25 protein-coding genes and 1 tRNA gene are annotated in these 25,876 nt (G+C 63.9%); 12 read left to right on the forward strand and 14 right to left on the reverse strand.

The features are described from left to right. Both B2V90_RS06705 and B2V90_RS06710 read left to right on the forward strand, forming a co-directional pair. On the forward strand, positions 1-2,641 hold a 2,641-nt coding region (locus B2V90_RS06705), incomplete at its 5' end, for a chromosome segregation protein (protein WP_293920508.1). Between the two features lie 83 nt (positions 2,642-2,724). Then, positions 2,725-3,840, forward strand: a complete 1,116-nt coding sequence (locus tag B2V90_RS06710; protein ID WP_228222344.1) for a pyridoxal phosphate-dependent aminotransferase — start codon at positions 2,725-2,727, stop codon at positions 3,838-3,840. Here the strand turns inward: B2V90_RS06710 and B2V90_RS06715 are convergent. After that, positions 3,837-5,291, reverse strand: coding sequence for a phospholipase D-like domain-containing protein (locus B2V90_RS06715; RefSeq protein ID WP_228222279.1), 1,455 nt, complete (start codon positions 5,289-5,291; stop codon positions 3,837-3,839). The genes B2V90_RS06710 and B2V90_RS06715 overlap by 4 nt on opposite strands. Continuing rightward, the gene (gene ubiA / locus B2V90_RS06720) at positions 5,288-6,193 is read right to left on the reverse strand and encodes a 4-hydroxybenzoate octaprenyltransferase (protein ID WP_228222278.1); all 906 of its coding nucleotides are present in this window, start codon (positions 6,191-6,193) and stop codon (positions 5,288-5,290) included. The genes B2V90_RS06715 and ubiA overlap by 4 nt, the downstream gene beginning before the upstream one ends. Positions 6,194-6,326: 133 nt before the next feature. Here ubiA and B2V90_RS06725 point away from each other — a divergent pair, with 133 nt between their 5' ends. The 4 genes from B2V90_RS06725 to B2V90_RS06740 all read left to right on the forward strand — a co-directional run bounded on the left by B2V90_RS06725 (position 6,327) and on the right by B2V90_RS06740 (position 11,171). After that, positions 6,327-7,757, forward strand: coding sequence for a DUF1800 domain-containing protein (locus B2V90_RS06725; protein WP_228222277.1), 1,431 nt, complete (start codon positions 6,327-6,329; stop codon positions 7,755-7,757). Between the two features lie 3 nt (positions 7,758-7,760). Next, positions 7,761-8,909 (forward strand): DUF1501 domain-containing protein, encoded by a 1,149-nt coding sequence (locus tag B2V90_RS06730; protein ID WP_228222276.1) that lies wholly within the window; start codon positions 7,761-7,763, stop codon positions 8,907-8,909. Between the two features lie 43 nt (positions 8,910-8,952). Continuing rightward, positions 8,953-9,699, forward strand: coding sequence for a 16S rRNA (uracil(1498)-N(3))-methyltransferase (locus B2V90_RS06735; RefSeq protein ID WP_228222275.1), 747 nt, complete (start codon positions 8,953-8,955; stop codon positions 9,697-9,699). 98 nt (positions 9,700-9,797) lie between these two features. Continuing rightward, positions 9,798-11,171, forward strand: coding sequence for a glutamate--cysteine ligase (locus B2V90_RS06740; RefSeq protein ID WP_228222274.1), 1,374 nt, complete (start codon positions 9,798-9,800; stop codon positions 11,169-11,171). 3 nt (positions 11,172-11,174) lie between these two features. Here B2V90_RS06740 and B2V90_RS06745 read toward each other — a convergent pair whose 3' ends face one another. From B2V90_RS06745 to B2V90_RS06755, 3 genes are read right to left on the reverse strand one after another with little or no spacing between them, the layout of a single operon-like run. Further along, on the reverse strand, positions 11,175-12,482 hold the full coding sequence (locus B2V90_RS06745; protein WP_414711579.1) for a methyltransferase family protein: 1,308 nt from the start codon (positions 12,480-12,482) through the stop codon (positions 11,175-11,177). A 55-nt stretch (positions 12,483-12,537) separates the two neighbouring features. Continuing rightward, positions 12,538-12,897: a hypothetical protein gene (locus B2V90_RS06750; RefSeq protein ID WP_228222272.1), complete on the reverse strand. Its 360-nt coding sequence runs from the start codon at positions 12,895-12,897 to the stop codon at positions 12,538-12,540. A gap of 56 nt (positions 12,898-12,953) precedes the next feature. After that, positions 12,954-13,523 carry a hypothetical protein gene (locus B2V90_RS06755; RefSeq protein ID WP_009820451.1) on the reverse strand — a complete coding sequence of 190 codons (570 nt, stop codon included), beginning with the start codon at positions 13,521-13,523 and terminating at the stop codon, positions 12,954-12,956. 123 nt (positions 13,524-13,646) lie between these two features. Between B2V90_RS06755 and ruvA the strand changes: the two genes are divergently transcribed. From ruvA to B2V90_RS06770, 3 genes are all read left to right on the forward strand, one after another. Beyond that, positions 13,647-14,255, forward strand: coding sequence for a Holliday junction branch migration protein RuvA (gene ruvA, locus B2V90_RS06760; protein ID WP_228222271.1), 609 nt, complete (start codon positions 13,647-13,649; stop codon positions 14,253-14,255). After that, positions 14,252-15,271, forward strand: coding sequence for a Holliday junction branch migration DNA helicase RuvB (gene ruvB, locus B2V90_RS06765; protein ID WP_228222270.1), 1,020 nt, complete (start codon positions 14,252-14,254; stop codon positions 15,269-15,271). Before ruvA ends, ruvB begins: the two co-directional genes overlap by 4 nt. Before the next feature lie 103 nt (positions 15,272-15,374). Continuing rightward, positions 15,375-17,165: an AMP-dependent synthetase/ligase gene (locus B2V90_RS06770; RefSeq protein ID WP_228222269.1), complete on the forward strand. Its 1,791-nt coding sequence runs from the start codon at positions 15,375-15,377 to the stop codon at positions 17,163-17,165. Positions 17,166-17,192: 27 nt separating this feature from the next. On the opposite strand, the gene B2V90_RS06775 is transcribed toward B2V90_RS06770, so the two are convergent. From B2V90_RS06775 to B2V90_RS06785, 3 genes are read right to left on the reverse strand one after another with little or no spacing between them, the layout of a single operon-like run. Then, complete coding sequence (locus tag B2V90_RS06775) at positions 17,193-17,597, reverse strand: hypothetical protein (RefSeq protein ID WP_228222268.1); 405 nt, start codon at positions 17,595-17,597, stop codon at positions 17,193-17,195. A 54-nt stretch (positions 17,598-17,651) separates the two neighbouring features. Next, the gene (gene gloB, locus B2V90_RS06780) at positions 17,652-18,374 is read right to left on the reverse strand and encodes a hydroxyacylglutathione hydrolase (RefSeq protein WP_037541971.1); all 723 of its coding nucleotides are present in this window, start codon (positions 18,372-18,374) and stop codon (positions 17,652-17,654) included. 2 nt (positions 18,375-18,376) lie between these two features. Next, positions 18,377-18,811, reverse strand: a complete 435-nt coding sequence (locus B2V90_RS06785; protein WP_228222267.1) for a VOC family protein — start codon at positions 18,809-18,811, stop codon at positions 18,377-18,379. A 101-nt stretch (positions 18,812-18,912) separates the two neighbouring features. Here B2V90_RS06785 and B2V90_RS06790 point away from each other — a divergent pair, with 101 nt between their 5' ends. Next, entirely contained in the window at positions 18,913-19,614 is a 702-nt protein-coding gene (locus tag B2V90_RS06790) for an SIMPL domain-containing protein (protein ID WP_228222266.1), read from the forward strand. Positions 19,615-19,619: 5 nt separating this feature from the next. On the opposite strand, the gene B2V90_RS06795 is transcribed toward B2V90_RS06790, so the two are convergent. The 3 genes from B2V90_RS06795 to B2V90_RS06805 all read right to left on the reverse strand — a co-directional run bounded on the left by B2V90_RS06795 (position 19,620) and on the right by B2V90_RS06805 (position 21,548). Continuing rightward, a complete protein-coding gene (locus tag B2V90_RS06795; protein ID WP_228222264.1) occupies positions 19,620-19,829 on the reverse strand; it encodes a hypothetical protein in 210 nt (69 codons plus the stop codon). A 97-nt stretch (positions 19,830-19,926) separates the two neighbouring features. Beyond that, complete coding sequence (locus B2V90_RS06800) at positions 19,927-20,793, reverse strand: hypothetical protein (RefSeq protein WP_228222262.1); 867 nt, start codon at positions 20,791-20,793, stop codon at positions 19,927-19,929. After that, positions 20,793-21,548 (reverse strand): alpha/beta fold hydrolase, encoded by a 756-nt coding sequence (locus B2V90_RS06805; RefSeq protein ID WP_228222261.1) that lies wholly within the window; start codon positions 21,546-21,548, stop codon positions 20,793-20,795. Before B2V90_RS06805 ends, B2V90_RS06800 begins: the two co-directional genes overlap by 1 nt. A 129-nt stretch (positions 21,549-21,677) precedes the next feature. On the opposite strand from B2V90_RS06805, the gene B2V90_RS06810 reads away from it, so the two are divergent. Further along, positions 21,678-21,764, forward strand: a tRNA-Leu gene (locus tag B2V90_RS06810). A 233-nt stretch (positions 21,765-21,997) separates the two neighbouring features. Next, positions 21,998-23,218, forward strand: a complete 1,221-nt coding sequence (locus B2V90_RS06815) for a tyrosine-type recombinase/integrase (RefSeq protein ID WP_228222343.1) — start codon at positions 21,998-22,000, stop codon at positions 23,216-23,218. A 2-nt stretch (positions 23,219-23,220) separates the two neighbouring features. On the opposite strand, the gene B2V90_RS06820 is transcribed toward B2V90_RS06815, so the two are convergent. From B2V90_RS06820 to B2V90_RS06830, 3 genes are all read right to left on the reverse strand, one after another. After that, positions 23,221-24,135, reverse strand: a complete 915-nt coding sequence (locus B2V90_RS06820) for a nucleotidyl transferase AbiEii/AbiGii toxin family protein (RefSeq protein ID WP_228222260.1) — start codon at positions 24,133-24,135, stop codon at positions 23,221-23,223. Further along, positions 24,125-24,988: a type IV toxin-antitoxin system AbiEi family antitoxin domain-containing protein gene (locus B2V90_RS06825; protein WP_228222259.1), complete on the reverse strand. Its 864-nt coding sequence runs from the start codon at positions 24,986-24,988 to the stop codon at positions 24,125-24,127. The genes B2V90_RS06820 and B2V90_RS06825 overlap by 11 nt, the downstream gene beginning before the upstream one ends. 171 nt (positions 24,989-25,159) lie before the next feature. Next, positions 25,160-25,414, reverse strand: coding sequence for a helix-turn-helix transcriptional regulator (locus tag B2V90_RS06830; RefSeq protein WP_228222258.1), 255 nt, complete (start codon positions 25,412-25,414; stop codon positions 25,160-25,162). Positions 25,415-25,876: the final 462 nt, after the last annotated feature.

Raw genomic sequence — 25,876 nt, forward strand, 5'->3', positions numbered from 1 at the left:
CGCCGCGGCCGCCCATGCGCAGGCCGCGCTCGCCGCGCTGGCGGAATGCCGGTCCGCGGCGCAAAGCGCGCGTGACGCCGCCAATGAAGCCGGCCATCGGCTCGCCGCGCTGCGCACCGAACGGGACTCGGCGGTTCGCCGCCTTGCCGATCTAATTCAGCAGGCCGGCCGGCTGGCGGAAGATCGCGCGCGCGAAGGCACGCTCGCCAATGATGCAGCCGACGCGATCGCGCGCCTGACCGCCGAAATTGCGATGCTCAAGGTCCGGATCGCTGAAACCGAAAAGCTGAGGCCCGATTTTGCCGCGCGCATCGCGACGGCCGAAGGAGAAGCGCGCGACGCGGAACTGGATTTGGCCCGTGCGATGGCGACGCAGGCGGCGGAGCAGGCCGAACTGCGCGTCGCCGAAGCCGCGCTGGCCTCCGCCCGCGCTCAGCGCGACCGCACGGAACGGGACGTGGCGCGCCTGGAAAGCGAGGCCACAGCCTTGCCGGATTCCGATCCGCTGATGGCGCAGCGCGCCAGTGCGCAGGCCGATCAGACGCGCGCGCAGGCCGACCGCGATACCGCCGAAGCCGCGATCGAGGCCGCTGAACAGGACAGGCAGGCCGCCGCAGATGCGCGCGCGGCGGCGCAAGCCGCGCTGGCTTCGGCCCGCGCGTCCCTCGCCGCACTGGATAGCGAAGCCGCCGCGCTCAAGCGCGCGGTCGATGGCGGCGCAGGCCCCAAGGCCCGCGCTCTGGACGAGATGAAGGCCGCGCCCGGCTATGAACGCGCGCTCGCCGCCGCGCTGGGTGACGATCTCGAAGCACCCGTTTCGGCTGATGGCAAGCGTCGATGGGCCGGGGCAGAGCCGCTGGCGCAGGATCCGCATCTTCCCGCCGGCGCGATGCCGCTCGCCGACCATGTCACCGCGCCCGCTGCGCTTGCCCGCCGCCTGGGCCAGATCGCGGTGGTGGACAGGGATGAAGGCCAGCCGCTCGCCGTGGGGCAACGGCTCGTCACGCGCGATGGGCAGCTGCGCCGCTGGGACGGCTATGTCGCGCTGGAGGGCGGGGCGGCGGCGGCCGAACGGCTGATCCGCCTCAACCGGCTGGACGCGATCGCCGCAGCGCGCCCGGCGGCACAGGCGGAGGCAGACAAAGCCGATGCCGCGCAGCACGACGCAAAAGAGCGCGAGCAGGCCGCGGTCGCCGCACTGTCGGCCGGGCGCACCGCGCTGACGCAAGCGGACCAGCGCCTGCGCGCCGCGCTGCGCGCTGCCGATGAAACGACGACGGCCTTGGAGCGGCTCGCCGGGCGGCGCGAAGCGGTGGAAGAGCGGCTCGCCGCCGCACGCAGCGACCTTCAGCGCGCGCAGGCCGATCATGAAAAGGCGCAGGCCGCGCGTGCGACCATGCCCGATGGCGCGGCGACCGGCCAGCTGGTTGCGACCCTCGGCCAGGCCAGCGAGAAAGCGCGCGCCGCCGTCAGCCAGTTGCAGGCCGATCAGGCGCTGGCCGATCGCGCGCTGGACAGCGATCGCGACAGGCAGGCCGCCGCCGATGCAGAGATTAAGGGCTGGCGTGCCCGGGCCGGAGAGGCCGCCAAGCGCATCGCCGCCATGGCCGGGCGCGGCGAAGACATTGCGCAGGAACGCGCTGCGATTGAGGGTGCACCCGATCGCCTGGGCCAGGCGATTGCCGACCTTGAAACGCAAGGATCGACGCTCACCGACACCGCCGAGCGCGCACGCACCGCTGAACAGGCGGCGGAAGCCGCGCTGCGCCAAGCCGAGGCGCAGGCGGCACAAGCCGCAGAAGCGCTTGCGGCCGCTCGCGAAACCCGCGCCACCGCTGTCGCCCGCGCCGAAGCCGCCGACGAACGCCGGATCGAAACCAATCGCCTGTCGGGTGAACGCTTCGAATGCCCGCCCCCGGTGCTGCCCGAAAAGCTCGGCTTTGCCAGCGCCGACATCCGCATTGCCCAGACCGAACAGGCCGAACATGACCGCTTCGTCGCCGACCGCGAACGGATCGGGCCAGTCAATCTGGTCGCGGCGCAGGAATTGGCGGAGCTGGAAACCAGCCAGGCGACCAGCCGCGCCGAAAGCGCGGAACTCACCCAGGCCATTCATCAATTGCGCGGCTCCATCGGCAGTCTCAACCGGGAGGGACGCCAGCGCCTGCTCGCCGCGTTCGAGGCGGTGGATGGCCATTTCCGCCGTCTCTTCACCACCCTTTTCAACGGCGGCCAGGCGCATCTGGAATTGATCGGCAGCGACGATCCGCTGGAGGCGGGGCTGGAAATCATGGCCCAGCCGCCCGGCAAGAAGCTCGCCGCGCTCACGCTTTTGTCGGGCGGCGAACAGGCGCTTACGGCCGTGGCGCTGATCTTCGGCCTGTTCCTCACCAACCCCGCGCCGATCTGCGTGCTGGACGAAGTGGACGCGCCGCTGGACGATGCCAATGTCGAGCGATTCTGCGATCTGCTTGACGCGATGGTGGCGCAAACCAACACCCGCTACCTTATCGTTACGCACAATGCCGTCAGCATGGCGCGGATGCACCGCCTGTTCGGCGTCACCATGGTCGAACCCGGCGTCAGTCGCCTGGTGTCCGTCAACCTGCACGGGGCCGAAGCGCTGCTGGCGGCGGAATAGGGCCAGCGGGTCGCGCCTGGCCCTTGCTCCGGCGCAGCTATTTGCGTCATTCTTCTCCGAGATGACAAGGAGGTCATGTCTTGGTGCATTTACCGCCCTTCGCGCTGGATCACTGGCTTTCGGCGCACGACTTCGCCGATCCGCCGATTGCCTTCAATCTGGCCTCCAGTACCGGGCCGCGGTGGAGTGTGGCGGACCTGTGTGCGCTGGGCGATCAGCCGCTCGATCTTGGGGATGTTGTTCTGAGCTACGCGCCGCCGGCGGGCACGCCTGCGCTGCGCAGCGCCATCGCCGCCTTTCACGGCGTCGATGCGGACATGGTCGTCGCCACCACCGGCGCATCGGAAGCACTTTCGATCCTCTTCTGCCTCCTTTCCCGACCGGGCGCGCATATCCTGCTGCCCGATCCTGGTTATCCGGCCTATGACGCCGTCGCCCGCGGATGGGGCCTCACCGCCCGAACCTACAGGCTGGAACGCGCGCGCGGCTTTGCCCAGGAAGCGGATGCCATCCTCGCCGATGTCGATCGCGACACCGCGCTGGTCATCGTCAACACGCCGCATAATCCCAGCGGCAGCGTCATGCCCCGCGAAGGCATTGCCCGGCTTGCCGCCGCCCTCGCCGATCGGGGCATCCCCTTGCTGGTGGATGAAGTCTATCACCCGCTCTATTTCGGCCCACCGCAGCAATCGGCCGCGGGCCTGGCCAATGTCATCGTCACCAGCGACCTGTCAAAGTCGTTGTCGCTTCCGGGGCTGCGCACTGGCTGGCTGATCGACGCCGATTCAGAGCGGCGCGGGCGCATCGTCGACGCGCGCAGCTATTTCACAATCAGCGCTTCGCCCCTGCTCGAACGACTCGCCGCCCATGCCCTGCATCATAGCCGCCTGATACTCGACAGGCTGGCGACCGTTGCAGGCGCGAACCTGACGCGTCTGGATGAATTTATGGATAGCACCGCTAGCGCCCTTGCCTGGGTCCGGCCGTCCGGCGGTACGACCGCCTTCCCCTGGCTGGTGGACGGGCAGGACAGCCGGCCCTTATGTGAGGCGCTGGCAAAGCAGGGGGTCTTGCTCGCCCCGGGTGACTGCTTCGGCCACCCCGATCATATGCGGATCGGCTTTGCCCAGCAAGCGGAGGGGTTTGAGGTCGCCCTCGCCCGCTTTGGCGAAACGCTGGACCGGCTGGCTATCGGTTAGGGGCGGCCGAACCAGCCCTTCATTCGGCGGAACAGGCCGCGCTCGCTGATCGGCTCGAACATTTCCTCCGGGCCTTCGGGGTCCAGCACCTCATTATCGGCCAGCCATTCCTGTACCGCATTGAGGTCCGGCGTCCGGTAGGGTCGCAACGTCCGGCCGGGCTTCTGCCGCAATTCCTCGACGCCCGCGATCAGCCCCCGCTCGGCGATCACCGCTGCCACCCGCTCCAGCGGAAGGTCAAGATGTTCGGCGATCAGGTCGTCGCGAATGCGCAGGATAGTCTTTTGTCGGCCCGCATTGGCGGGCAGCGCGGTGTCGATGCAGATGTCGCATTCGGTGTCCAGCCGCAGCGAACGATTGTTCATGTTGGACGACCCCACCCGAATCAGCCGATCATCGACGATCAGGATCTTGGCATGGACATAGATTGGCGCGCCGCGCTGGGTGAAGGGGTGATAGAGGCGCAGGCGGCCATGCGGATCGCGCGCCTTCAAGGCCTCGACCAGCCGAGCGCGCGCCGAATCCATCGCCTGGCTTTCCAGCCAGCCATCGGCCTGCTGCGGGTTGATGATGACGAATTCCGGTCCGTCCGGCTCAGCCAGCCGTTTGGCGATCGCCTCGGCAATACGGCGCGATGCAAAATACTGGCTTTCGGCATAGACGTGCCGTTTCGCCAGCGCGATCTGGTTGAGATACAGTTGCTCGATCTCGGTCAGGCCGTCCTGATCGTCCATTTCGGGCGCAGTGCGGGCAATGGCGACATCGACATTTTCAAACTGCACCGGCAAGGTTTCGGGCCAGCATTCATAGCTGCCCGTCACCGGCTCCAGCTCCTCGCCACCCGCACCCTTCCATCGCGCGCGGGCATGGTCGCCCAGCGCTGCGGCGACCGGGCCCTTCAGCGCCGTGGTCGCGTCGTGCCAGGGGCCATAGGGCGATCCATCGGGATGGTGCCGGCCATATTCCTCATCACGATGATGGCGCGTGTCCCACCGGTCGCCGGTCATGTCGATGCCACCGCAAAAGGCGAAACAATCGTCGATGACGACAATCTTCTGGTGATGCGATGCGGCGGGCGGATGATGGCTGTCCAGCTTCACGGTGACGCGCGGGTGCGCCATCCATTTAAGCGTGGTGAAGAAATTGGTAGGCCGGGCCATCGCCTTGATCGCGCCAACATCCCAGCGCAGCAGATAGATTTCCAGCTCCGGCGTTTGATCGACCAGCCAGCTGATGAATTCACCGATCGTGGTCGGCGCGCCGTCATGCGCTTCCTCCTCGCGCACCAGGCTGATCGCTGCATCGAAGTCCCATCCGATCAGCATGATACGGCGCTTCGCCTTCATCATCGCGGCCCGCGCGTGACGAAAATAGGTGTCCGCGTCGATGACCACGCTGGCCTTGTCGGCCCGCTCGATCCGCCAACAATCGGCGCCCGGCTGAGGCGTCATGCAGCGCTTCCCACGGTGAGGCAGCCCAGGAACATCAGGAAACCGGCAAAGCGGTTCGAGCGGAATTTAAGCAGCGGGTCGATCCCGTCCTCCTTCAACGTGCCGACCTGCCACGTCAGGTGCGCCGCCATCGGCAGCAACGCCGCCAGCGCCAGGCCCTGCCCGCGCACCAGCCAGATCGCAGCCGCCCATAGCGATAGCGCGGCCAGATAGCAAAACGTCACGCCCGCGCGCACATGGCGCCCCATCGACAGCGCGCTGGACCCGATCCCGATCAGTGCGTCATCCTCCCGGTCCTGCAAGGCATAGATGGTGTCATAGCCAATGACCCAGAAGATGGATCCTGCGTAGAGGAGAAGGCCGGGCGTCGTCAGCGCGCCTGCCACCTCGCTCCATCCCACCAGGCATGCCCAGGAAAAGACGAGACCCAACCAGACTTGCGGCCACCCGGTGATGCGTTTCATGAAGGGGTAGGCCGCGACCAGCGCCAGGCTGCACAGCGCGACGACCTGCGCATAGGGGCGCAGCTGCACCAGCACGACCAGCCCAACGAGGCAGAGCGCGAGCAGCCAGACCCAGGCAGTCTTGAGCGCCATCGTCCCGCTCGCAAGCGGCCGCGCGGCAGTGCGCGCGACCTTGAGGTCCAGGTCGCGATCGACAATGTCGTTGAACACGCATCCCGCGCCGCGCATGGCGATGCTGCCCAGCAGCAGCCAGGCGATCAGCGGCCACCGTGCAAAGCCGCCGCCAGCCAAGGCAACCGCCCAGGCGCCCGGCCAGAACAGCAGCCACCAGCCGATCGGCCGGTCCAGCCGCGCCAGTTGCGCCAGCATGCGAGGCGTTGGGGGCAACCGCGCCAGCAGACTGCGCGCCTGGCTGTCGGGGACGATGGTATCAGTCATGCGCTCCAACTATCGACTGCGTCGCGATCCGAAAAGCCCGTTCGGCCTGTCGCATATAGCCCTCACCTTACCAGCTTGGGACATTTCTGCGACAATTTTAGCGCATAGTGGTCGGGTAAGAGGAATAACGCTCATGAGAAAGACCGACATCGCTTGGAGCCGCTTCGGCCTAGGCCCCAGGCCGGGCGATGAGCCACTGACCGATCCGATCGGGTGGTTGCGCGATCAGATGGACGATTACCGCCCCGACCTTGCCAGCACTGGTGCGCTGGCGTCGCGCGCGCGCATAATCGCTGACTTTTATGCTCTTCGCACCGCGCGCAAGCAAGCGATGCAGGCTGCGTCCATGGCGGGCGACGCCAAGGTGAAAGTAGCTCAGCTTCCGCAAAGCCGACAATTTCGCGGCCATTATGAGGCTCAAGCCGCTGTGCGGATTCGCGCGGCCGTGGCCAGCGAAACGCCATTTGTCGACCGTCTGGTCCATTTCTGGTCGAATCATTTTGCGGTGTCGATCGACAAGCCGCTTGTGCTTGGCCTTGCCGGATTGATGGAGTTCGAGGCGATACGCCCTCATGTCCTCGGCCGGTTCGAAGACATGCTGCTTGCCGTCGTCCAGCACCCTGCAATGCTGCTTTATCTGGATCAGGTACAATCCATTGGCCCCAAGAGCCAATTCGGACAGAAAATAGCCGCTCGTGGCAGAAATCAGGGCCTGAATGAAAATCTGGGGCGCGAAATACTGGAACTTCACACGCTGGGCGCGCGCAGCGGGTACAGCCAGAGCGATGTGACCGAACTGGCCCGTGCGCTGACAGGCTGGACCGCCGTTGGCCTGGGCAACGGCCCGGTGCAACGACTGACCACGCGGCTAGGGGGCGAACCGGGCGATTTCCTGTTTGCGCCACCCCTTCATGAACCGGGGAGGCGGACGATTCTCGATCGAACCTACCCGCAGGCGGGAATGCAACAAGTCCGCGCCATTCTGACCGACCTCGCCCGCCATCCAGCGACAGCGCGGCATCTTGCCACCAAGATTGCGCGACATTTCATCGCCGACGAACCCCCCGCTCCCCTGGTGGCACGCTTGGAGACAGTCTATCTGGAAAAAGGTGGAGACTTGCGCGCGGTCTATGCGGCGCTCATCACTGCGCCCGAGGCCTGGGCCAATACCGAATCGAAATTCCGCACCCCCTGGGACTGGCTGATCGGCGCATTTCGCTTGCAAGGTGGCGTGCCCGAAATGCCTGACAATCCCGATCAGGCCGACCATCAACTCGCTGGCCTCTTCGCGCAGCTTGGCCAACCCATTTGGCAACCGGGGTCTCCTGCCGGTTTCGCCGACTCTGCGGGGGACTGGGCCGGGCCGGAGGCACTTTTCCGACGCGTAGAGGTTGCGCAAAGGCTTGCCCGACACACATCTCCGGCAACTGACCCCCGCGAGGTTGCCGGTCGGGTTTTTAGCGAGGCGCTTCGTCCCGCGACCGCGCAGGTAGTCGCTCGGGCGGAAAGCCCGCAACAAGGCATGGCATTGCTGCTGGTCGCGCCAGAGATGATGAGGAGATAGGAGATGCTGGATCGACGCCGATTTCTTGGCGCCGCTGGCGCGCTTGCCACGACAGCCTTATTGCCCCGCATCGCCTATGCAGGGCCTGCAGCCACGGAACAACGCTTCGTCTTCATCATCCAGCGCGGTGCGGCCGATGGCCTTCATATCCTTGCACCCACCGGCGATCCCGCCTTCCTGAAGCAGCGCGGTGTTATGGCCGACACTTTGCTGGGCGGAGAAGTGCTGGGTGAATCCTTCTTCACCCTGCATCCTTCGCTGAAGCGGGTCGGACTGCTCGCCAAACAGAAACAGGCGCGTTTCGTTCATGCCAGCGCCTCGGCCTATCGCGACCGCTCCCACTTTGACGGGCAGAATGTTCTGGAGAGTGGTGGGCGACAACCCTACACCGAAAAAACCGGCTGGGTAGGCCGTCTGCTGATGCAATTGCCGGCCATGCAGGACCGGGCCATGGCCATCGCGCCATCCGTACCCATGGCAATGCGGGGTTCCACACAGGTCGCGACTTATGCGCCATCGGCACTTTCCGATGCGTCTGATGATATTATGACGCGCGTTTCAGCCCTATATGCTGATGATGCGCAGTTGGCATCGCTTTGGGACAGCGCGCGCGCCACGCACGAACTCGCGGACAATCTCGACCTGGACGGACACCGCGGTGCCGCCGCTATCGGCATGCTCGCCGGGCAGATGCTGGCGCAACCCCACGGTGCGCGGATCATGATGATGGAAAGCGATGGGTGGGATATGCACAGCTCACAGGCACCGCGCATGGCAATGCAACTCAAGAATCTCGATGCCATGATCGCTTCGCTCGCCGACGGATTGGGTGCTGCCTGGACAAAAACGCTGGTGATTGTCGCGTCCGAATTCGGTCGAACCGTTGCGATAAATGGGACAGCAGGCACTGATCATGGCACAGGTGGGCTGATGATGCTGATGGGCGGCGCATTGGACGGGGCTGGGCAGGTCGATGCGGACTGGCCTGGACTAAACCCGGCCGCATTGCTCGATGGCCGCGACCTGAGACCGACCATCGCTGCCGAAGCTGTCATTGGCGCTTCTGTGGCCGCGCATTTCAGCTTGGATCCTGAGCGGCTGATGACCCGCCTATATCCCTCTCAACCTGGGCTGAAGCCGTTTCGAGCCTAACTGCCGCTCGACAGGCGCATCACGGTGCGGCAAGAGCTTGCCGATGACCGCCACCCCCGCCTGGCCGCCGCAGAGCGCCCCGCGTTTGCATGTCGAAACGCAATTGGGCGACGGCGTTGCCGTGCCGGTGGATGGCAACCCGGCCCATTATCTGATCAGCGTCATGCGGGTGAAGCCGGACGATATTGTCTTGCTGTTCGATGGCCGCTCGGGCGAATGGGCGGCGCGCGCGCGCGACATTCGCAAGCGGGATCTGGTGCTGGAATGCGTGGCGCAGACCAGGGCGCCCGAGCAGGTCCCTGACTATTGGCTGTGCTGCGCGCCCATCCGCAAGGGCCGCATCGACCTGATCGCGGAAAAAGCGTGTGAACTGGGCGTCGCCAAGCTGCAACCGGTGCTGACCCGCCGCGCTGTCGTCGACAAGTTGAACCTTGATCGGCTGCACGCGCATCTGGTCGAAGCGGCTGAACAATGCGGACGCACCGCCCTGCCCGATCTGGGCTCGCTGATGAAGCTGGACGCGCTCCTTGGCAATTGGGACAGCCGCCGCCATCTTTTCTTCGCGGACGAAAGCGGTGGCGCGCCGCTGGAACAGACGCTGCGCGCCCATCCCGGCCCCGCCGCGTTCCTGGTCGGGCCAGAGGGCGGATTCGACCCGCAGGAGCGGGACGCGATCCAAGCGACGCCGGGCGCGGTAGCCGTATCGCTCGGCCCGCGCATTCTGCGCGCCGAAACCGCCGCCATCGCGGCGACATCAGCCTGGATGGCGATCAACGGCGACTGGAACTAGTTTCGTTTCGCTATCTTCTTGCCTTGCCAGCGGTGGCAACTTATCTGATCGCGGCCGGTCCGGTTTGACGCGCCGGGGGGAAGCACTAAGGGCGTGGCATGAGCACAAGAACCGACTCAGCGGGTCATGATCCCGTCATCGAAAGCCGCGACCAGCTGATCGCGGCCTTTGCCAAGGGCGAAAAACCCAAGGACCGCTGGCGCATCGGCACCGAGCATGAAAAATTTGTCTACGACCGCGGCGATCATCATGCCCCCTCCTATGAGGAAAAGGGCGGCATTCACGCGCTGTTGCTTGGCCTCACCCGCTTTGGCTGGGACCCGGTCTATGAAGGCGGCAAGATTATCGCCCTGTCGGGCAGCGACGGCACGATCAGCCTGGAGCCCGCTGGCCAGCTCGAACTGTCGGGCGCGCCGCTGGAAAATCTGCACCAGACCTGCGCGGAGACGGGCCGGCATCTGGAACAGGTGAAATATGTCGGCGACCAGCTGGGCCTGGGCTTCCTTGGCCTTGGCATGTGGCCGGACAAGAGCCGGTCCGACCTGCCGATCATGCCCAAGGGCCGCTATGCGATCATGCTGCGGCATATGCCGCGCGTCGGATCACTTGGCCTCGACATGATGCTGCGGACCTGCACCATCCAGACCAATCTGGATTATGGCAGCGAAGCCGACATGGCGCAGAAGTTTCGCGTCAGCCTGGCGCTGCAACCGCTGGCGACCGCGCTGTTCGCCAATTCGCCCTTTACCAACGGCAAGCCCAACGGCTTTCTTTCCTATCGCAGCCACATCTGGTCGGATACCGACCCGGCGCGTACCGGCATGCTGCCCTTCGTGTTCGAAGACGGCTTTGGCTATGAACGCTATGCCGACTATGCGCTCGATGTGCCGATGTATTTCGTCTACCGCGACGGCAAATATATCGATGCGGCGGGCCTTAGCTTCCGTGACTTTCTGGACGGCAAATTGTCCGTTCTGCCGGGTGAAAAGCCGACCGAGAAGGATTGGGAGGATCATTTGTCCACCGCCTTCCCCGAAGTGCGGATGAAAAGCTTTCTGGAAATGCGCGGCGCGGACGGCGGGCCGTGGAACCGAATCTGTGCGCTGCCTGCGCTATGGGTCGGCCTGCTCTACGATAGCCAAGCGCTCGATGCGGCCTGGGACGTGGTGAAGGACTGGAGCATGGAAGAGCGGCAGGCGCTGCGCGATTCCGTCCCCAAACTGGGCCTCGACGCGCCGGTCGGCGGCGGCCGCAAATTGCGCGACATTGCGCGCGAGGTGATCGACATCGCCCGCTCGGGGCTTGCCGCGCGCGCCCGCCTCAATGGGTCGGGCGACAATGAGACCGGCTATCTGTCCTTCCTGGAAGACGTCGCCGCATCAGGCAAGACCAATGCCGAACGCTTGCTCGATTGCTATCATGGCGAATGGCAGGGCGACCTTAGTCGCGTCTATGCCGGTGAAAGCTTCTGACCTTTATTCGGCCGGCTGCTGGCTGATCTGCACCTGTCGCTTGCGCCCGGTTGCCCAGGCGAAGAAGCGGGGCACCGGCGCGTTGCGCTCCATCCAGTCGCTATAGGCGCGATAATCGGGATCAGCCGACAAATGCCGCTCCTCGGTCTTGGCGCGCCAATAATAGACCGCGTTGGTAAGCGCCAGCATCGCGCAGTTGCGCACCATGTCAGTAACGGAGCCCGTGACCGTCAGAAACGGCAGCGAGGCAAACCACCAAAAGAGATTTTTCGACAGATAGGCAGGATGACGGGTCCATCGATAGGGGCCATGGGTCAATATGCCGCGATGGGTGAGGTTGGAAAAGCGGATGCCGAATGCCACGGTCGCCCAGGCATAGATAGCGGTCAGCAGGACCAGCCAGCCGCCCAGAACCCATTGCAGCGCCGTTGACCCCTGTGTCCAGACGTCCCATTCCGCGCCGCCGGAATGATAGTCAAGCGGCCCGCCATTGCCCATCAGGACAAAGGGCGGATAGCAGATCAGCGCCGCCAACCAGCCGCTTAAATAGGGATTGGCGGTGCGGATGTGGGAATCGAGCGGCTTGAAGGTCAGGATGTAACCGACAGTCGCCAAGCACACGTCCACCATGAACATGATCGCGATCAGGAAGCCCGCGAGCGCCACCGGGTGGGACATCGCATCGCTGACCCGCCATTCGACCACGCTGGCGAAATTGCCTGGAACGATCGAGACCATGAAGGCCAAGAAGAAGCCCTTGACCGCCCAGGCGCGGGCGTGATTGGCGACTTGCCCCATGTCCGCCGCGCCGGCCGCGCCGCCGATCACCCACTGCCCGAAACTATAGGTCGCATCGCGTGGCTCGATCAGCCGCCTGTCGACCCAGAGGATATAGGGAATGGACGCCGCCAGCATCCAGGGCGCGGCGTTCATGAACAGGTCCATGGAAAAGCGGTAATTGCCGCTCCAATACCAGCGCGCGATGCAATAGAAGATGGCAATGGCGAGCCATGTCGCCCACAGGCCGGCGATCTTGACGATGCTGATGTCGAGCACGTCGCGGACAGGCCGGGGCGGGGCGGACCAGTCGATGCCGGTCGATGCGTTGCGATGCACCTTGTCGACGATCAACGACCACAACACCATCGGCACGCCGCAGGCCACGACTGCCGCCAGGCCGGCATTGGGACCGTTCATGCCATAATGGCGGGCGACGATGGTCCATAGCGCAAGCCCCGCAAGGCCGGCTATGCCGACACCATGGCTGACGGCGGACCGGGGACAGGAATCACTCTTCGACATGGGCGCCATGCCTAGCAGAAAAGCGTAAGCAAGCGATGAAGGCGCTTGCGCACGGACGGCATACTCAGGCCAGCAGCCACGCCTCCGCTGCTGCCGCATCGTCGAAAAAGGCGACGCCCTCCCGGTCGGTCAGGCGCTGCGCCTGCAACCGGGCGAGTGTCGATCCGCAGAGGAAGGCGAGCTTACGGGACCGGATATCGGGCGCGGCCATCACTGATCCAAAGGCCGCGACGACGTCCTGCGCCTGGATCTTCATGTCGCGGATATCGACCAGCGTCAGCTGACCGGGATGCGCCACAAGGCGAAGTTCCGCACGATAGTCCGCCGCGAAAGACTGAACATCCGACTGATCGAAAAAACCGCCCATGTGGACGCGGATCATGCCCCGCGCCGGGTCGGCCCTGATCTCATATCGCGCGTCCACATCCCTCTCCCGTCCTGCACTGCGCTCGATTATCCGGACGGTTCGGGCCTGGTCTTTTACAAGACCGCAGCCACCAACCCCCTCGCTTGTGCTTCATTGGCTTCCAGATACCAGTTTTCCGGCGCCTTCTGTAGCACCTCGTCCATCGTGACCTGCGATCCCAGGATCAGGTTCTGGAACCCTTCATTCTGGATCGCGATCGATGTTTCGATCTCGTGGATATTGGCCTTGAGCGTGGCGATGCAGGTGGACAGCGGGCCGGACAGGTTCACCGTCTTGGTGATCAGCCGTTCGTGGATCATCACCCGCGTCCCGCGCGTCAGATATCGATTTTCCGTCGCAAAAAAGCTCATGAAGGTCGCGCCCGCAGAATAGACGGCGGTCTTACCCAGAAACACCAGTCGCCGATCGGGATAGAGGTCCGAATGGAACCGGATATCCTCACCCATCATGCGCGCGATTTCCGGGTCGCCGCCCAGCGTCGAAATCTCGACCACCACCAGCCCTTGCTGCGGCGCGCCGGTCAGGCAGTTCTTGAAATGCAGATACATGCCGTGATCGACCACGCCAGACAGTGCGATGGCGGGGAATTCGAAATCCTTGGGCGACAGCAGCGGAGCATTCATGGGATTATCCTTGGTCAGAGTCGGGCTGCAATACGCGCGGGCATGCAAAAGGTGCCGTGCTTTGGGACTGGTATGTGATGGCGCAGCCTGTAAAGAACAGATCATGACCATGGGACAGCGGGCATGATTGCGAAACTCAGGGGGCTTTTGGACAGCACAGGCATTGACCATGCGGTGATCGACGTCGGCGGAGTCGGCTATCTCGTCGGCGCGTCGTCGCGCACATTGGCGGCGTTGGGGCCGGTCGGCGAAGCCGTCACGATTCACACCGAAATGCTGGTGGCCGAAGATTCGATCCGGCTGGTCGGCTTCGCCCGTGCAGACGAGCGCGACTGGTATCGGCTGCTGACTCATGTGCAGGGCGTGGGATCGCGCGTCGCGCTCGCAATCCTCTCGGCATTGGAGCCGGCCGAGCTGCATCGCGCGGTTGCGACAGGCGACAAGGCGATGGTCGCGCGCGCCAATGGCGTTGGCCCCAAGCTGGCGCAGCGTATCGTCAATGAACTCAAGGACAAGATCGGCGCTGCGCCTGCTGGCGGCCCGATCGGCGTGGGCGGCGCGGTGGCGATGCCCGTGGGCAATATGAGCACCGATGCCCTGTCCGCGCTTCAGAATCTCGGCTTCAAGCCCGCCGAAGCGAGCGCCGCCGTCGCAGCGGCCGAAGGGGAACTGGGTGAAGGCGCCAGCCTTGACGCACTGGTGCGCCTGGCGCTGCGAAAGGCGGCGAAGTGACGGACGACCGCCTGCTCACCCCCGCGCGCCGGCCCGAAGATGTAGATGCGGCGCTGCGTCCCAAATCGCTGGACGAATTTGTCGGCCAGCAGGCTGCACGCGAAAATCTGCGCATCTTCATCCAGGCGGCAAAGTCGCGTGGCGACGCCCTGGATCATGTGCTGTTTTTCGGCCCGCCGGGCCTGGGCAAGACGACGCTGGCGCAGATCGTCGCCAAGGAAATGGGCGTGGGCTTTCGCGCCACGTCGGGCCCGGTCATCGCCAAGTCGGGCGATCTGGCCGCCCTGCTCACCAATCTGGACGAAGGGGATGTCCTGTTCGTCGACGAAATCCACCGGCTGAATCCAGCGGTCGAAGAAGTGCTCTATCCCGCGATGGAAGACCGCGCGCTCGACCTGATGATCGGCGAAGGCCCGTCCGCACGATCGGTGCGGATTGACCTGCCGCGCTTTACGCTGGTCGGCGCGACGACGCGTCAGGGCCTGTTGACGACGCCGCTGCGCGACCGGTTCGGCATCCCGGTCCGGCTGCAATTTTATACGGTCGAGGAACTGGAGCGGGTCGTGCGCCGCGCGGCGCATCTGTTGGACCTTTCCATCACGTCCGACGGCGCGGTCGAAATCGCGCGCCGATCGCGTGGCACCCCGCGCATCGCCGGACGATTGCTGCGCCGGGTACGCGACTTCGCCAATGTCGCGGGCGCACCCGCTGTCGACAGGCAAGTGGCTGACAGCGCACTGCAACGGCTGGAGGTAGACCAGCTTGGCCTCGACCTCATGGACCGGCGCTATCTGATGATGATTGCCGATATCTATCGCGGCGGCCCGGTCGGCGTCGAAACGCTCGCAGCCGGCCTGTCGGAAGCACGCGACACGATCGAGGAAGTGATCGAGCCCTATCTGATCCAGCTTGGTCTGATCGCCCGCACCGCGCGCGGCCGATGCCTCAACGGCCCCGGCTGGAAGCATCTGGGCCTCAATCCACCGCAAGATGTGCAGAACGGCCTGTTCGACTGACGCAACCGTGCAAAAGGCATAGCCGTTACGGCAGGGGGCGTTTATAGCCTTGAAACATGCACAGGCGCGCGCCAGACGCGCCGGAAACCGCAGGAGTTGAGCCTTGAGGGCGATCGAGAAATTTCCCAACCTTGTCACCATGTTCTTCACCCGCGCCAAGGAGAAGGGTGACACGCCCTTCCTGTGGCGCAAGAGCGATGGCCAGTGGCACTCGCTCAGTTGGACCGAAGTCGCGCGCCAGGTGGCAGCGCTCGCCGCCGCTCTCAAGGCACAGGGGTTGAAACCGGGCGATCCGGTCATGCTGGTGAGCGAGAACCGGCCCGAATTCTGCATCGCCGACTTGGCGATCATGGCGACCGGCTGCGTCACCGTGCCGACCTACACCACCAACACAACGCGCGATCATCAGCATATTTTGACCGACAGCGGCGCGCGGGCGGTCATCGTGTCTACGGCCAAGCTGGCGCAGGCGCTGATGCCCGCAGTCATCCGCTCGCAGGCCGATTTCGTCATCGGCATGGAGCCGCTGCGCGGTGCGCAGGGCAGCTGCGCCTGCCACCTTTGGGCCGATCTGATCGCGGCGCATGCCGGCGACCCCGCCGCCGATGTCGACATTGTCGCGGCGACGCAGACCGCGACCCGCAACGATCAGGCCTGCATCATCTATACCAGCGGCACGGGGGGAAGCCCACGCGGGGTGATGCAGCATCATGGCGCGATCCTGCTCAATTGCGAGGGCGCGGGCGCAGTCGTGACCGAGGATTTCGGCTGGGGCGACGAAGTCTTCCTGTCCTTCCTGCCGCTCAGCCATGCCTATGAACATAGCGGCGGCCAGTTCCTGCCGATGCTGCTGGGCGGACAGATTTATTATGCCGAAGGGCTGGAAAAGCTCGCCAGCAATATCGAGGAAGCGCGGCCGACCATCATGGTCGTCGTGCCGCGCCTGTTCGAAGTGCTGCGCGCGCGTATCATCAAGTCGATCGAGAAGCAGGGGAAGTTCCCCACCTATCTGCTGAACCAGGCTCTGCGCATCGCTGCCAAGGAACAGGCGGGCAAAGGCTCCATCCTCGACGCGCCGATGAAGGCGTTGCTCGCCCGCACGCTCATCCCCAAGGTTCGTGCGCGCTTTGGCGGACGGATGAAGGCCTTGGTATCAGGCGGTGCGCCGCTGAACCCGGACGTGGGCCTGTTCTTCCAGGCGATGGGCCTCACCCTGCTGCAAGGCTATGGCCAGACCGAGGCAGGCCCGGTCGTCAGCTGCAACCGGCCGCGCGCCGGCATCGCCATGGATACGGTCGGGCCGCCGCTCGACGGCGTCGAAGTCAAGATTGCCGACGATGGCGAAATTCTGGTGCGCGGCGAACTGGTGATGCACGGTTATTGGCGCAATCCGGCCGAAACCGAAAAGGTGCTCAAGGACGGCTGGCTGCATACCGGCGACATTGGCGAGATCGACGCACGTGGCCGCATTCGCATCACGGACCGCAAGAAAGACCTGATCGTCAACGACAAGGGCGACAATGTCTCTCCGCAGAAGGTGGAGGGCATGCTGACCCTGCAACCGGAAATCGGCCAGGCCATGGTCCATGGCGACCGCCGCCCCTATCTGGTCGGGCTGGTCGTGCCTGATGCTGAATGGACGCGCGAATGGGCGGAACATCAAGGCGTGCCGATGGACGCCGTGGGCGCTCTGCCGGCATACCAGGCGGCGCTGCGGGCTGCGGTCAACCGCGTCAATGACGACCTGTCCGTGATAGAACGGGTGCGCCGATTCATATTGGCCGACGAACCTTTCGCCATCGACAATGAGGAGCTGACCCCCTCCATGAAGATCCGCCGCCATATCATCCGCAAACGCTATGCGGATCGCCTGGACGCCCTCTATAAAAATTGACCGGGAGCGGCCGGACCCTTCCCCGCGCTATTTCTTCGGCGTGCGGTAGGGAATGAAATCGCCCAGTGCGCAGGCGCCCGAGGTGATGCCCGACATCGGGCTCGCCGTTGTCGTCATATCGCCCCGGCACATTTGCGATCCGAAACTGCGGACGATCATGATGTCGCCGCGGGTCAGGCCATTGCAACTGCCGATCAGCTCATTCTTGTAGATCAGCTTGCTGCTGGCCCGATACAACAGCACGTTATTGCTGATGACGCGCAAATTGGTCTGCGGCACACGGCTGATACAACTTTGCGGCTCACCCGCCACCTTGCCGGCCAATGCCTCGTCCAGTTCGGCCATCTGCTTTGGCGTCAGCGGCTTTGGCTCGTAATTGCCGGCGCATCCCGCCAGCAGCAACGGCATCATCATGAACATCCAGGCGCGCATCTCCGTCTCTCCTTCTTGGCCATTCTCAATGACGGAACCGGCGTCCGTGATCCGTCAGGCCGCATCCTTGGCGGCGCGACGTTCGGCCAACTGATCGGCGTCGCGCGCACGCATGAAAATATTGGTTTCCCGTTCCGCACCGATGCTGGTCGGCACAGTGGGTTCGCCACGGGCCCGCGCCGCTTCCACCGCTTCCATCCGCTGTTTCAGTGCGACATTGTCAGGTTCCACGCCCAGCGCAAAACGCCCGTTTGCTAGCGTATATTCATGGGCGCAATAAATTTGCGTGTCGTCCGGCAGGGCTGCCAGCCGCTGCATGTTGGCGAACATCTGCGCCGCCGTGCCTTCGAACAGCCGCCCGCACCCCATGGCGAATAACGTGTCCCCGACAAAGGCCATCCGATCGTCGGACAGGTGATAGGTTATATGCCCCGCCGTATGCGCCGGCATGGCCATCACCTGCGCGATATGATCGCCGATGCGAACATTGTCGCCCTCCCCCACCAGCCTGTCGAGCATGTCGATCCGTTCCGCTTCGGCGGCGGGGCCAGTCACGGTGCATCCCGTCGCTGCCTTGATCGCGGCATTGCCGCCGGTATGGTCGCCATGCCAGTGCGTGTTCCAAATCTGGCCGATCCGCCAACCGCGTGCCTGCGCAGCCTCCAGCACGGGATCGGCCACTGCCGGATCGATCACGACGGTATCGCCGCTCGCGCTATCATGCATCAGCCAGATATAATTATCGGACAGCGCCGGGATGCGCATAACCTCGAGCATGATTACCACACTCCTGTATTGGGCATGGATGCCCAGGGCTCAGCCGGCGGCAAATGGCCGTCCTGCAGCAACTCGACCGAGATATTGTCGGGCGATCGCACGAAGGCCATATGTCCATCGCGCGGGGGGCGGTTGATCGTCACGCCCGCATCCATCAGGCGCTGACAGGTTTCGTAGATATTTTCGACGCGATAGGCGAGATGCCCGAAATTGCGTCCGCCCTCATAAACTTCGGCGGGGCTGCCATCCTCCGCCGGCCAATTATAAGTCAGTTCCACCTGCGCATCCTCATCCCCCGGCGCAGCGAGGAACACCAGCGTGAAGCGGCCCTGTTCATTGTCGAAGCGACGGACTTCGCGCAGGCCGATCAACTCGAAGAAGGCCTTGGTCTTTTCGACGTCAGCAACGCGAATCATGCTATGCAAATATTTGGGCAATTCCGCCTCCGTTCGTCGCTATAAAGCAACGGTTCATCTTTAGAGTGACAATCTGCGCTTCAAGATAAGAACGCGACCGGTTGAACGAAAGGGGCAGCATCATGGACATGCGGGACAAGGTGTTTCTGGGCAGCGCGGCGCTGCTGGCTTTTGGCGCGATCACCGGGGGCTATTTGCTGGGCGACGGGTTGCGGCGCGCCAAGGCCGCCGACCGGTCGGTCACGGTCCGGGGACTGGCGGAAAAGGACGTGACTGCCGATCTCGCCACATGGTCTATCAGCTATTCGGCCACGGGCTTTGACCTGCCGACCGTCCGCAGCGAAATCGATAACAACACGCGGGAATTGCGGGCCTATTTCACGCAACTCGGTTTCAAGTCAGATGATCTGACGCCCGTTGGCGCGGGCGTCAATCAATGGCTCAACAATGGCGTCAACACGATCACCATCACGCAGCGCATGTTGTTGCGCACGACCGACATCGCTCGCGCGCAGAAGGCGGTAGCCCAGCAATTCGACCTGGTCCGCCGGGGCGTGACGCTGCAGGAGGGGTCCGGCATGCGCTACAGCTTCACCAAGCTCAACGACATCAAGCCGCAAATGGTGGCGGCGGCGACCCGCGACGCCCGGGCCGCCGCCGAACAATTCGCCAAGGATTCAGGCGCTGGCGTAGGCGGGATCAAGAGCGCCACCCAGGGCTATTTCTCAATCGATGCGCGTGATGGCGAAAGCAGCGAGGGCGGCAGCGACACGCCCTACAAGAAGGTCCGTGTCGTCACCACCGTCGACTTCTACTTGCGCTAAAGACCTTATTTGCGGTCGTCACCGATGATCGCACCGGCCGTGCCGCCGATCACCGCGCCCTCGGTCGTGCCCAGCCCGGTCGCGTCGCCAACCACTGCGCCGCCCGCGCCCCCGATCAGTCCGCCGGCGGTGGCGCCACGCGAGCAGGCACCGGTGGCGAGCGCGCCCGCGACCAGCAGGCCGATCGCCATGCTGCGCCTCATATTGCTGTTCATGTCGCTGTCTCCTTTGTCTGACCCACCGCGCACCGCGAACGGCCGATGCTTGGCCCCGGTTCCGTGACAAAGTCTTGCTGACAGCCTCGCCCGGCTCTTACCGGGCGGTCGCAACGCCCGCCGGTAGTCGTGACAGATTATCGGCCGCAGCCTTCCCGGCAACGCTTTCGGGTGCGATTCTGACGGCCCGCTCCCACGCCGACCTGGCGACATCTTCATGATCGGTCAGGATCGCGATATTGCCCTCCTCCAGTGCCACGGAGGCATCGTCGGGCGATAACTGCACGGCCCGCGCGATGTGCGCCTGCGCCAGCCGCATTTCCCCCTGCCGCCGCGCCAGGGTCGCCGATAAAAGCCAAGCGAGCGGATCCCGGGACGCCTGCGCCAGCGCGAAATCTATCGATTCCCGCGCCGCATCCGCATCGCCCAGCGCGACCAAGGCCCGTGCGCGATCCAGATGCACCTCGCCCTTTTCCAGTCCATCGGGCATGCCCCGCGCCAGGGCAGCGTCAAAATCCTGCTGCGCCTTGGCGGCATCTCCGCTCGCTAGCGCAGCATTGCCCGCCTGCGCCCACAGACGCGCGCTCTGCGCCACTTCCCCCTGGCGTTCCGCTTCCTCGGCCGCCTGTTCAAAGGCGACGATCGCAGGCGCCCAGCGCTCCGCGCGCGTATAGGCGAACCCCATGCAATCGCGCGCGTAGAAACTGCCGCCGTCGATCCGCCATTTCTGCGCAAACGCGACTCCGGCTTCGGGCGAGTCCAGCGCTGCGTCCAGACAGGCCTGGAACGGCGCAGCGAATTTTTCGGGAACCGGGATCTTCCCATCACCGCGGGCCGCCGACGGGTTCGACGCCGCAGCAGCGGCAGCGGCCTGTTCCTGCTGTTTTTCTCGTCGGCTGCGATTCATCACCGCCTCGATTTCGGGATCATAGGCCTGAAGCAGCAGCGGAAGAAAAAAGAGCATCAGGATTTGTCCAGCAGGCTGGCGACAGTGCGGATCAACAGGGCGATGTCGCTGTCGCGCGAAAGGCGATGGTCGCCATCCTTAATCAGCAGCGTCTGCACATCGGATGAACGCAGCCGCTCGGCCGTCCGCACCGCTATGTCCCACGGCACGACGGGGTCACACTGTCCCTGCAACAGCCGCACGGGGCAATCGATGGCGATGACATCCTTCAGGAGCAGGAGTGCCTGGCCCGATTGCCAGAAAGCCAGCGTCGTCACATAGGGCTGATCGCCATAAGGGGTCGGCTCCTCAATTCGCCCCTCGGTATGCAGCAACGCCTTATCCGCATCTGTAAAGCCCCATTGCGTGAAATCGGGCGCCGCGGCGATACCAACGATGCCGGCCACGCGTTCAGGGCGCGCCAGAGCGACCAGCAAGGCCAGCCAACCGCCCATGGACGATCCCACCAACACGACCGATCCTTCGATCATCCGGTCGATCAGCAACAGCACATCATCGCGCCAGCTGGCGAGCGTGCCGTCCGCAAATCGCCCTTCGCTCGCGCCATTGCCCGCATAATCGAGGCGTAACACCGCGCGCCCCTGCGCCCTGGCCCAACCGGACAACGCCACGGCCTTGCCACCTTCCATGTCGGACATATAACCCGGCAGGAAGACAATTGTCGGCCCCTCGCCCTCATCATGCCGATAAGCCAGCCCCAGCCCATCGGGCCGTACAAGATAAGCCGGCGGCGCGGCATCTGCATAAGTCATGGGCAGCTTCATCCTGTTTAATACGACTCAAGGCGGCCTTAGCCGCCCTTTTGCGCGAACCCAAAAAATAATATCCACTTCGCGTTGACAGCCTGAAAGTCACCCGGTAGAGGCGCCCTCCTACCCCGTGCCCAGATGGCGGAATTGGTAGACGCACCAGCTTCAGGTGCTGGCGATCGCAAGGTCGTGGAGGTTCGAGTCCTCTTCTGGGCACCATTTTCCCCTCTCGGGGCATCCCAAGAAAGTTGAAAAAACGGCAGAAATCTGCCATTTTCTCCTTGGTTCTGTTTCACGACGTCCGAGACGATCTCAGGCCATGCCACACCAAATGGGGCCATAAAATTGCCCTTTTTGGAGCCTGATTTCGGCTTAATGGCCCCAACCCCTGTGGCGGCCTTCCAAAGCGTCGACTCCCCTGAGGCAGATCCGCGTTGGAAGGAGAAATGGTCATGCCCCTTACGGACCTCGCGATCCGAGCACTCGATACCCAGGATAAAGTCTACAAGCGCGCGGATGATCGCGGCCTCTATCTTGAGGTACACCCCACCGGATCGAAGCTCTGGCGCTACAAGTACCGCCACCAGGGCAAGGACAAGCGGCTCGCGCTCGGTCGCTATCCCGAAGTTGGGCTTGCCGAAGCGCGGCGCAAACGCGACGAGGCGCGCCTGAAGGTCGTCGAAGGCATCGACCCGCTGGCCGAGCGCAGGCGCAAGAAGCTCGTTGCCGCATACCATGCTGCCAACACGTTCGGCGATGTCGCCAAGGAATACATCGACAAGATGGTCGCCGAAGAACGCGCACTCGCCACGATTACCAAGGCCAACTGGCTACTTGAGCAACTGGAGCCGATCGCCAAGTTTCCGCTTATCGAACTCAAGCCAATGGACGTGTTCGCAGCGCTCAAGAGGATCGAGGCACGGGGTAAATATGAGACGGCGCGGCGCTGCCGGTCGTTCGCCAGTCGCGTGTTCCGTTACGGTGTCGCAACCGGCCGTGCCGAATCCGATCCGACCGCAGTACTGCGTGGCGCACTGATCACGCCCAAGCCAAAACATCACGGCGCGCTCCTCGAACCCGAGGAAGTCGGCGAGCTGCTTCGCGCGATCGATGCTTACGTCGGTACCGGCATTACGCGCATCGCGATGCAGATCGCGCCGCATATGATGGCCCGGCCCGGCGAGCTTCGCAAAGCGACTTGGTCGGAATTCGACCTCGAAAACGCGGTCTGGAAGGTGCCGGCCGACCGGATGAAAATGCGGCGTCCGCATGTCGTGCCGTTGTCACGGCAGGTTCTCGCCATGCTGTTCGAACTGCACGCACTCACAGGCCCCAATGGGTATGTGTTCCCGGCCAATCACACGTGGAAGCGGCCTTTGAGCGAAAACACCATGAACCAGGCATTCCGCCGCATGGGCTATACAGCCGGTGAAATCACCGCTCACGGCCTTCGCACGACGGCGTCGACGCTGCTCAATGAAAGCGGAAAGTGGAGCCCCGATGCCATCGAGCGTTCGCTTGCCCATTCGGACAAGGACGCGGTTCGCGGCATCTACAATCGTGGGCGCTACTGGCAGGAACGCGTGGCGATGCACCAGTGGTGGAGCGACTATCTCGACGAACTGCGCAGCAGCGTTCCTGCTACGCTGCGCGGGTCCGTCGCTGCAGAGTGACGCTAACGCAGCGCCTCATCGAGGCGAGCCAGCTCCCTTTCGAACTTGGCGGGTTGCTCTGCGCGGAGCCTTTCCAGGTTGCGCAGCTTCCATTGCACCGCTGGTAGCGCGCTGATGTCCGCCGCCAGATCGAGCAAGGACCAATCCGGCTCGCAGGCAAAGAACGATTGGAGGAAGGATCGGCTTGCCGGTAGTCTGGCCCGCCGGGCAATCTCGTCGATGAGCGTTTCCCGCGTTTCCAGAAGAGATTCGAGAGGCACGGCGTCCACCGTCATCTCCTCGAAGTCGCCCTGATATTCGTTCGTCAGGTCCTTCAGGCCGGGCTGAAGCAGTTCATAGGCCGGACGGGGGTGGCTGATGAGATAGACCAGGAAGGTCGTGAAAATGTCCTGGGTTATGCCGCCGTTGTCGTAGAGATACCGGACATCGAACAGGTCGCGGGGATGCTGGCGGTCGAGTGCGGCGGTGATCTTGCCGCCGTAGAGGTCGGGCAGCGAGACCACCTGCATTTCCGCGTAACCAAACCTCTCTTCGACTGCCGGGCTGACTGCCCTGACTTCCGGCTCGAATACGGTGCCGCGAAGCACCGGGCTGAGTTCGACCTTGATCTGCGCTGCGCCCGCCCGCACCACCATCCGCGTGCCTTCGGCGGACTGGTTCTCCTGCACCCCGGCGCCGATGCGCCGCCGGAGGCGATCGGCGATGCGGGCGAAGCCCGTTTGGATCGCGTCGAGTGACGCGGTGCGCTCCGCTACCGGCAGATAGACCAGATCGATGTCCACTGAGAAACGCGGCAGGTCATGAATGAAGAGGTTGATTGCCGTGCCGCCCTTGAGCGCGAAGGCTTCCTCGACGGCGATTTCAGGAAGACAGCGGACAAGAAGCGCAACCTGCGCAGCGTAGCGTTCAGCCGACATGCGAGGCGCTTCCTCGGCGCGCGGCAGTATCTCGTCTGGGAACGGTGATCTGAAAGGTCGGATCGAACTCGCCGCCGGGAACGATCTGACGCTTGCCCTTGCCGAGATCGTAGTCGGTCGGACGCATGTCGCGCGCCCATGCGTAATTGTGCTGTTTAGCCAGATAGAGAAAGAGGCGCTTGGCCTTCACGCTTCGACACGACGTGAGAAGCGACCTTGCGAGTTTGGGTCTCAGCGTGGTGAGGCCGTCAAACAGCTCCGCGCCATGCGCAAAGCTTATGTCGTCCGGGACCTCGTCGAGAACTTCAAGGATGGCGCGTTCGAGGCTCGATACGCGCAGGTGCTGCTTGTGCTTCACGGTTGGTGAGCCGCTCACATCCACGGGCGACAAGGTAGACGTGACGAGATCAAACGCCCGCGTCTCAAGGCCTATCTCTGTCTGGTCGAACAGCTTTCGCGACCTGACGGCCATATCCGCGTCAAGGTCGAGCCGTGCCAGATAGGACCTTACGGCGTTTGCATCGCTGTAGAGCCATATCGTCCGGCGGCCCATGGGCGCGTATTGCCAGTATCCTGCCAGTTCGAGAGCGGTCATGCCTCCGACATGGACCGGCTCATCGAGCAGCACCTGGAGCGAAAGAACTGCATGTTCCCAGCGTATCGCCCCGGGCTCCGCCTGCCCGGGCCGGCGATAGAGGCGAGGCGCGACATGTTCGAGCCAGCCGCGCGCGGCATAGTCGCGTATCGACGACGCGGACAATCCGGCAGCCTTCAGCCATTTCGTGTCCACCACGAAATCTTCCGGCAGCTCCCGGACTAGCCGGTTTAGAAGTGATGCTCTTTCCGCCTTCATGACGCATACACTGGCATTTTTTTAAACCAAATACCAGTGAAAGTTTGCAAATATCCAGATTTGTGCGTCATAAGCCCGCGAATATGCACTTTCCTAAACTGAACTGAGGTCGCCGTCATCCAGCGGCTGGCACGCCGTTTCGGCGATGATTGCCGTCGCTCGTCCTCGTCCCTAGGCCGATCTATTCGCCTCACCCGCTCTCTGGATCGGGCGATCAGAGGCTTCGTCGCCGACCCTGTAATACATGGGATTGTACATCCATTCCTTGATAGCCGACTCCCGCCATCCGGCGCAGCGCGTGGCGATGCGTACCTGCTTGGGAAAGGTGCCGTCCTGAATCTTCCGGTAGAGCGTGGCCCGCGACAGGCCAGTGCGGTCGAGCACGGCGTTGAGGCGAAGAATGCGGTCGGGAGGCTGGTCAGTCATCTTGCAATTTCCTGTGTTATGGTCGGTCGTCTTGCTCCCCTGGAATGAGATTTGAGATGCTATCGGCAGGCGTCAAGAGTGCTGAAAACAGTGCCAAACCGCCGATTCTTTCCGTATCTGTCCGCAGACGTGCCAATCTATCCCAGCCTGCGAAAAATAAATTTTTACGCGAGTTCGAACGGGCGTCTCAGGCCGTCTCGGCCTGATCGCGCTCTACCTGCGCTGGCGCTCCGGCCGAGCCGCCTGCGGCGTCTCGTCGGCATGGCCGTGACGATCACGTGACGCGTTCCGGCCCGCTTTGAGCGGTCCGATTGGGATGCTGTTCGCATCCCTTTGGCGGTCGCCGCGCGTTTGGCGCGGCGGCGTTGGCCTTCGGCTCCAAGGTGGCGGGGGGCGTCGCTGCCCCGTAGCCCCGCCTCGGCGGCGCGCAACCCGTCCGCTGCGCTGCCGGGTCTTCCACTC

This window comes from Sphingobium sp. UBA5915, assembly GCF_002431195.1.
Lineage (GTDB): Bacteria > Pseudomonadota > Alphaproteobacteria > Sphingomonadales > Sphingomonadaceae > Sphingobium > Sphingobium soli.

Coding starts and splice junctions, on each gene's coding strand:
- B2V90_RS06715 (WP_228222279.1), bottom strand. CDS start 5,291: ATGACGCCTCAGCCGGGCGCCGATTGTTGGCGGATCGAGCGGGCCGAC.
- ubiA (WP_228222278.1), bottom strand. CDS start 6,193: ATGACTGATACCATCGTCCCCGACAGCCAGGCGCGCAGTCTGCTGGCG.
- B2V90_RS06725 (WP_228222277.1), top strand. CDS start 6,327: ATGAGAAAGACCGACATCGCTTGGAGCCGCTTCGGCCTAGGCCCCAGG.
- B2V90_RS06730 (WP_228222276.1), top strand. CDS start 7,761: ATGCTGGATCGACGCCGATTTCTTGGCGCCGCTGGCGCGCTTGCCACG.
- B2V90_RS06735 (WP_228222275.1), top strand. CDS start 8,953: ATGACCGCCACCCCCGCCTGGCCGCCGCAGAGCGCCCCGCGTTTGCAT.
- B2V90_RS06740 (WP_228222274.1), top strand. CDS start 9,798: ATGAGCACAAGAACCGACTCAGCGGGTCATGATCCCGTCATCGAAAGC.
- B2V90_RS06745 (WP_414711579.1), bottom strand. CDS start 12,482: ATGGCGCCCATGTCGAAGAGTGATTCCTGTCCCCGGTCCGCCGTCAGC.
- B2V90_RS06755 (WP_009820451.1), bottom strand. CDS start 13,523: ATGAATGCTCCGCTGCTGTCGCCCAAGGATTTCGAATTCCCCGCCATC.
- ruvA (WP_228222271.1), top strand. CDS start 13,647: ATGATTGCGAAACTCAGGGGGCTTTTGGACAGCACAGGCATTGACCAT.
- B2V90_RS06775 (WP_228222268.1), bottom strand. CDS start 17,597: ATGCGCGCCTGGATGTTCATGATGATGCCGTTGCTGCTGGCGGGATGC.
- gloB (WP_037541971.1), bottom strand. CDS start 18,374: ATGCTCGAGGTTATGCGCATCCCGGCGCTGTCCGATAATTATATCTGG.
- B2V90_RS06790 (WP_228222266.1), top strand. CDS start 18,913: ATGGACATGCGGGACAAGGTGTTTCTGGGCAGCGCGGCGCTGCTGGCT.
- B2V90_RS06795 (WP_228222264.1), bottom strand. CDS start 19,829: ATGAACAGCAATATGAGGCGCAGCATGGCGATCGGCCTGCTGGTCGCG.
- B2V90_RS06800 (WP_228222262.1), bottom strand. CDS start 20,793: ATGCTCTTTTTTCTTCCGCTGCTGCTTCAGGCCTATGATCCCGAAATC.
- B2V90_RS06805 (WP_228222261.1), bottom strand. CDS start 21,548: ATGACTTATGCAGATGCCGCGCCGCCGGCTTATCTTGTACGGCCCGAT.
- B2V90_RS06815 (WP_228222343.1), top strand. CDS start 21,998: ATGCCCCTTACGGACCTCGCGATCCGAGCACTCGATACCCAGGATAAA.
- B2V90_RS06820 (WP_228222260.1), bottom strand. CDS start 24,135: ATGTCGGCTGAACGCTACGCTGCGCAGGTTGCGCTTCTTGTCCGCTGT.
- B2V90_RS06825 (WP_228222259.1), bottom strand. CDS start 24,988: ATGAAGGCGGAAAGAGCATCACTTCTAAACCGGCTAGTCCGGGAGCTG.
- B2V90_RS06830 (WP_228222258.1), bottom strand. CDS start 25,414: ATGACTGACCAGCCTCCCGACCGCATTCTTCGCCTCAACGCCGTGCTC.